Source organism: Pseudactinotalea sp., assembly GCF_048594945.1.
Taxonomy (GTDB): Bacteria; Actinomycetota; Actinomycetes; order Actinomycetales; family Beutenbergiaceae; genus Pseudactinotalea.
Window position 1 is genome coordinate 1 of the sequence record NZ_JBMDXJ010000010.1, and the last position, 5,474, is coordinate 5,474.

Consider the following 5,474-nt stretch of genomic DNA (forward strand, 5'->3'; position numbering starts at 1 on the left):
CGCCGAGGCCACCTCATCGACCTGGCCGCGCAACTTCTTCGCGATCGGCGCCGCGAGCAGCGGCACGACCACGCCGGCCAGCGCCCCGCCTGCGACCACCTCGTAGAGGACGTTCGGCAACAGGTTCGCAGCCGCGTAGGCGTCACCGGTCACGGTCGGGCCCACGGTGGCCGACTGCGCCATCCACCGCCCGAAGCCCAGCACCCTGGAGATCACCGTGAGTACGGCGATCGACCCCGCGGCGCCCGCGACGCCGGCGAGCAGCGAGCGGCGCCGGGCCTGCTGCTCGGTCACCCCGCGCGCTGCCAGTCGTCGATCGCGCGCAACCACGGTGTCCGGGCGATGATCTGCGTGAAGCTGACCTTCTCGCTGAGCAGCACCAGGCTCACCACGACCACCGTGGCGACGTGTCGGACCCGCGCGAGAGGTACCAACGCGAGCGCCGTACCGGCGACCGCACCGAGCGCGTTGGCGCCGGCGTCCCCGAGCATCGTCTCCTCGGCGAGGTCGCCCTCCCACGACGCCGCCACGGCACCCACACCGGCCGCTGCCACCGCGCCGCTCGGGCCGGGTACCACCGCCAGCGGCGCACAGATCGCGCCGACCAGCTTCAGCGCGCGACCGGGTCGCAGGTCGAACAGGTTGACGAGGTTCGCGGTGCCGGCGATCAGGATCCCGGACACGCCCACATCCACGGTGCGCGCGAGCCATCCGCCGTCGGCGCTTCGGCGCCCGTAGCCGGTCGCGATCCCTGCCGCGGCCAGCGCGGCCGATGAGATCCCCACCAGCTTCAGCAGCCCGGTGGTCACCTCGCCGTCGCCGAGGGCTCGGACGTGACCACGTAGGCCCTTCGACGTCGACGTCGTGTCGGCGTCATCGAGGGCTCCGAGCACGCCCCCGGTCGCGGCCACCAGCGCGGCGCCCGCACCAGCCGCGCCACCGGTCGCGACTGCCCCGGACACGGTGCCGGCGGCCGTGGCCACCCCGCCGAGCAGATCGACCTCGTTGCTACGAAAGTTGGTGCGCTGCCAGCGCGCGCGGCCACCCGGTGGGCGTGAGCGGAGCACCGCTGCGGTCCCGGCCGTCACAGCGGCAGCAAGCAGACCTACTGCGACGCGGTTCACTCGGTGGCCTCCTCGGTCGCGTCATCACCGGAGTCGGTCCCGTCGGTCGGTTCTGCCTCGGCGTCGGCGTGGGGATCGTCCTCGGGCAGCTCCGGCACCACCGGCAACACCGACTCCGCGTCGGCGGACGTGCCGTAGTGCCCGGGACCAGCGTCGCGTGACAGTGCCGAGAGCGCCAGCACTGCGGTGATCTGGCCGCTGACGTAGTCGACGCTGTCAACAGTGCTCACGGCCGCAGCCGCCTCGTCGTTCGCCCGGATCGCCGCGATCAGGTCGCCCGGACCGGTGGCGGTACCGGCCACGACGGCGTTCGTGCCTGCGAGGCCGGTGACGGTCGCGGTCTGGATCCCGAGATAGGACGCGTCAGGGTCGGAGTCGACCACGGGCGCCGGGGCGACGACCAGCACCACATCGGCGGGGGCCGTCGGCGCCTGCTGCTCCGCGACCAGGTCCGCCTCGCGAAGCGATCCGTAGAACCCGCTCGCCACCTCGCTGAGCTGATCGACATCCGTCGCGTCACGCTGCGTCAGCGCCTGCCCGAGCACCAGACCCAACACCTGTGACGTGGCTGTCTCGGCCGGTGGCGGCACCGTCATCTGCGCAGCGAGATCCTTCGCCGTCGCATCGCGCAGCGCCGCGTCGGCAGGATCGATCCAGCGCTGCGTCAGGCGCACGTGTCCCGCCACGGTGCCGCCCGCCTGCGCGACCCGCTCGAGCAGCGCCTCCGTCATCGCACCATCGGCGTCAGCGGTCTCGACGACCGCGACCTCGACGCCGGTGAGCATCTCCTCGAGCAGCTGCTGCGACGTCGCGTCCACGAAGGTGCCGAGCTCCTCGCCTCGCTCCTGAGACTGCTCCAGCTGGACGCGCAGCTCCTCCTTCTCCTGGCGCAGCTGCTCGATCTGCACCGTGAGCTGGTCGCCGATCGAGCCCTGCAACGGTCCGGCGCCGAGCACGACGCCGACCGCGAGCGCCAGGAACACGGCGATCAGCGAGACGATGTGATAGCGGAAGTCGATCATGGGCCCTCGTACGGTTGTGGCAGCGGCGCGAGCGCCGCCGTCAGAAGATCGCCTCGAAGAGGCTACGGAACCAGGACAGCAGGTCGTCGAGCCGTGCGAGGACGACGGCGAACAACGCCTGTCCGGTCGGGGTCACCGCTAGTGCGGTCACCAGCGCAGCGAACCCTGCCAACAACAGGAGGCCGACCTGCACACTGGAGACGCGGTGCTCGTACAGCCGGGAGACGCCCTTGGCATCGATCAGTTTGCCGCCCACGCGTAACCGGGTGAGGAACGTCGACGCCATGCCGCTACGCCCCTTGTCGAGGAACTCGACCAGGGTCTCGTGCGTGCCGACCGCGACGATGAGCTCGGCACCCTTGTCATCGGCGAGCAGCATCGCGACGTCCTCGCTCGTGCCCGTGGCCGGGAACACGACGGGCTCGACGCCGAGCTGCTCGACACGGTCCTGCCCGGGCGCGCGACCGTCACGGTAGGCGTGCACCACGATCTCGGCGCCGGAGGTGAGCGCCTTGTCCGAGACCGAGTCCATGTCGCCCACGATCATGTCGAGCTTGAGCCCGGCTTCCAGGATCGCGTCGGCTCCGCCGTCGACGCCGATCAGCAGCGGCCGGTACTCGCGGATGTACGGCCTGAGCATCGCGAGGTCCTCCTTGTAGGAGTAGCCCCGCACCACGATCAGCACATGCCGGTCGGCGATCTCCGTGGCGATCTCCGGTACGCCGACGCCGTCGAGCAACAGCTCCCGCTCGCGGCGGATGTAATCCATGGTGTTCGTGGCGAACGCCTCGATCTGCTCCGACAGCCCCTCTCTCGCGTGCGCCAGGTCCGCCGCGATGGTCTCCTCGGACTGACGGGTGCCCTCGGCGATCACCGATCCCGTGGCGTCGAACACGGTGGCCTCGTCGATACGGACGCGGTCCCCCTCGGTCAGCTGCATCACGGCAGGACCGAGGTCGTCGATGAGCGGGATGCCGGCGGACACGAGGATGTCGGGTCCGAGGTTCGGGTACCGGCCCGAGGTTGATCGGGCGGCGTTCAGCACGGCGGAGGGCCCGACCTTCACCAACGCCTCGGCCGAGACCCGGTCGATGTCGACGTGATCGATCACCGCGACGTCGCCCGCCTCCAGCCGCTTGGTGAGGGTCTTCGTCGAGGGGTCCACGCGGACGCGCCCGAGCGAGGCATCCTCGTGATCTCGGGCGCGCTGACGTCGGGACAACAGCGGGCGCATTGCCGCTATCGTCGCACGTCGGCGCGTTCTGGCCGCTCCAACAGCTCGGCGGCATGCCTGCGTGCTGCCTCGGATTCCTCGCCGGAGAGCATGCGCGCGAGCTCCCGCTCCCGGTCGGCGCCCGTCACCTCGTGCACGGTCGTGGCCACCCGATCGCCGTCGCTGCTCTTGCTCACCACGAGCTGGGTGTCGGCGAACGCAGCCACCTGTGCGAGGTGCGTCACGACGACCACCTGGGTGTGCTGAGCGAGATCCGCCAATCGCCGCCCCACCTCGGTCGCGGCGCGGCCACCCACGCCGGAATCGACCTCGTCGAAGACGAACACCGGAAGCGTGCCCGTCGCGGCGCGGCGGCTCGCGAGGGCGACCTCCAGCGCGAGCATGATGCGCGAGAGCTCACCGCCGGATGCGCCCTTGGCGATCGGGCGTGCCGGTGCGTCCGGGTGAGGCTGCAGCCGCAGCTCGACGTCCTCGGCGCCGTTCGGCCCGATCTCCGGGCGCGGCAGCAGTTCCACCTGCAGATGCGCGCCACGCATCGCGAGCCCGTCGAGCTCGGCATCGACCTGGGTGGTGAGGCCGCTCGCCGCAGTGCAGCGATGCTCCGTGACAACGGCGGCAGCGGTCCGCTCTCGTTCTCTCGCCTCGGCGACGCGGTGCTCAAGGGCCTCACGGCCCGAGCCGGGCGCAGTCAGTTCGGTCACCCGCGCCCGCGCGGTCTCGGCGTACGCGAGCACCGGGAGCAGCGGGTCCGGCTCGTCCGCGCTGCCTCCGTAGCTGCGCACGAGGTCGGTCAGGGCCGCACGGCGCTCGTGCACGGCGGCGAGTCGCTCCGGGTCCGCTTCGAGGGAGGCGGCGTAGGAGCCCGTCTCGGTGACGACGTCGTTGAGCAGGTGGATCGCCTCGGCCACCCGCTGCGCCCAGTCGCCCAACGTGGCGTCGTGGGCCGCTCCGGACTCCAGGGCACGCCGGGCGGCATCCAGTGCGAGCATCGCGCCGCCGGTTCCGCCATCCTCGTCGTCGAGCGCCGCACGCGCGGTCGTAGCCGCCTCCAGCAACGCCTCGACGTTGTCGAGCCGCTCGGTCTCGCCGCGGAGCTCGTCGAGCTCGCAGGCGACCGGCTGCACTGCGTCGATGCGCTCCAGAGCGGCCTCGAGCTGCTCGAGCTCGGCTGCCCGGGCAGCGACCTCGCCGTCCCAGCGCTCCAGCTCGGCCTCGAGCGCGCGTCGCCGTTCGTGGGCGGTGGCGAGCTCCGACAGCGCCGCGGCCTGCTGCTCGCCCGCGTAGGCGTCGAGTGCAGCTCGCTGCTGCGCGGGAGCGCGCAGCCGCACCTGGTCCGACTGACCGTGCACGGTGACCAGCTCGGCCCCGATCTCGGCGAGCACTCCCATCGGGACCGAGCGCCCGCCCAGGTGGGCACGGGAGCGTCCTTCGGCGGCGACAGTCCGGACCACCACGAGCTCGCCCTCGTCGAGCATCGCCCCGGCGTCCTCGGCGATGGCGACCGCGTCGCCGGCCGGGACCAGCCTGCCCTCGACCGCGGCCTGCTTGGCGCCGGGGCGCACGGCCGCGGGATCGGCGCGCCCCCCGAGCAGCAGTCCGAGACCGGTCAGCAGCATGGTCTTGCCCGCGCCCGTCTCCCCCGTGATCGCTGTGAGCCCGGTGCCGAGCTCGATCGTGGCGTCAGCGATCACCCCGAGGTCGGTCAGGCGCAGCTCGCGGATCACGAGCCGCCACCCCGCCAGCCGGAGACGGGCAGGTCGAACTTGCGCACGAGACGATCGGTGAACGGAGCCGTGTGCAAACGGGCCAGCCGCACCGGTTCAGCACCGCGCACGACCTCGATGTGCGAGCCCGGCGGTGCGTCGATGCGACGGCGCCCGTCGCACCACACCTGGGCCCCGGAGTAGCTGCGTGCGAGCACCTCGACCGCCATGGTGGAGGTCGGAGCCACCACGAGTGGCCGCGCGAACAACGCATGCGCGCTGATCGGGACCACGAGCATCGCCTCGACGTCCGGCCACACCACGGGCCCACCTGCCGAGAAGGCGTAGGCGGTCGAGCCGGTCGGCGTGGCCAGCACCACCCCGTCGCAGC

At 72.0% G+C, this 5,474-nt stretch carries 4 protein-coding genes and 2 pseudogenes; all 6 read right to left on the minus strand.

Annotated elements, in window-relative coordinates; genetic code table 11:
- Positions 1 to 294: pseudogene (locus ACOJSN_RS00330) on the minus strand (virulence factor MviN); the annotation flags it as partial.
- Positions 291 to 1,124, minus strand: coding sequence for a hypothetical protein (locus ACOJSN_RS00335; RefSeq protein ID WP_420110519.1), 834 nt, complete (start codon positions 1,122 to 1,124; stop codon positions 291 to 293). The gene ACOJSN_RS00335 and the pseudogene ACOJSN_RS00330, both read right to left, overlap by 4 nt.
- On the minus strand, positions 1,121 to 2,146 hold the full coding sequence (locus ACOJSN_RS00340; protein WP_420110520.1) for a copper transporter: 1,026 nt from the start codon (positions 2,144 to 2,146) through the stop codon (positions 1,121 to 1,123). The genes ACOJSN_RS00335 and ACOJSN_RS00340 overlap by 4 nt, the downstream gene beginning before the upstream one ends.
- Positions 2,147 to 2,186: 40 nt before the next feature.
- Positions 2,187 to 3,380 (minus strand): putative cytokinetic ring protein SteA, encoded by a 1,194-nt coding sequence (gene steA, locus ACOJSN_RS00345; RefSeq protein ID WP_420110521.1) that lies wholly within the window; start codon positions 3,378 to 3,380, stop codon positions 2,187 to 2,189.
- Positions 3,381 to 3,385: 5 nt separating this feature from the next.
- Positions 3,386 to 5,104 (minus strand): DNA repair protein RecN, encoded by a 1,719-nt coding sequence (gene recN / locus ACOJSN_RS00350; protein ID WP_420110522.1) that lies wholly within the window; start codon positions 5,102 to 5,104, stop codon positions 3,386 to 3,388.
- A pseudogene (locus ACOJSN_RS00355) lies at positions 5,101 to 5,474 on the minus strand (NAD kinase); the annotation flags it as partial. The pseudogene ACOJSN_RS00355 and the gene recN, both read right to left, overlap by 4 nt.

Coding starts and splice junctions, on each gene's coding strand:
- ACOJSN_RS00340 (WP_420110520.1), bottom strand. CDS start 2,146: ATGATCGACTTCCGCTATCACATCGTCTCGCTGATCGCCGTGTTCCTG.
- steA (WP_420110521.1), bottom strand. CDS start 3,380: ATGCGCCCGCTGTTGTCCCGACGTCAGCGCGCCCGAGATCACGAGGAT.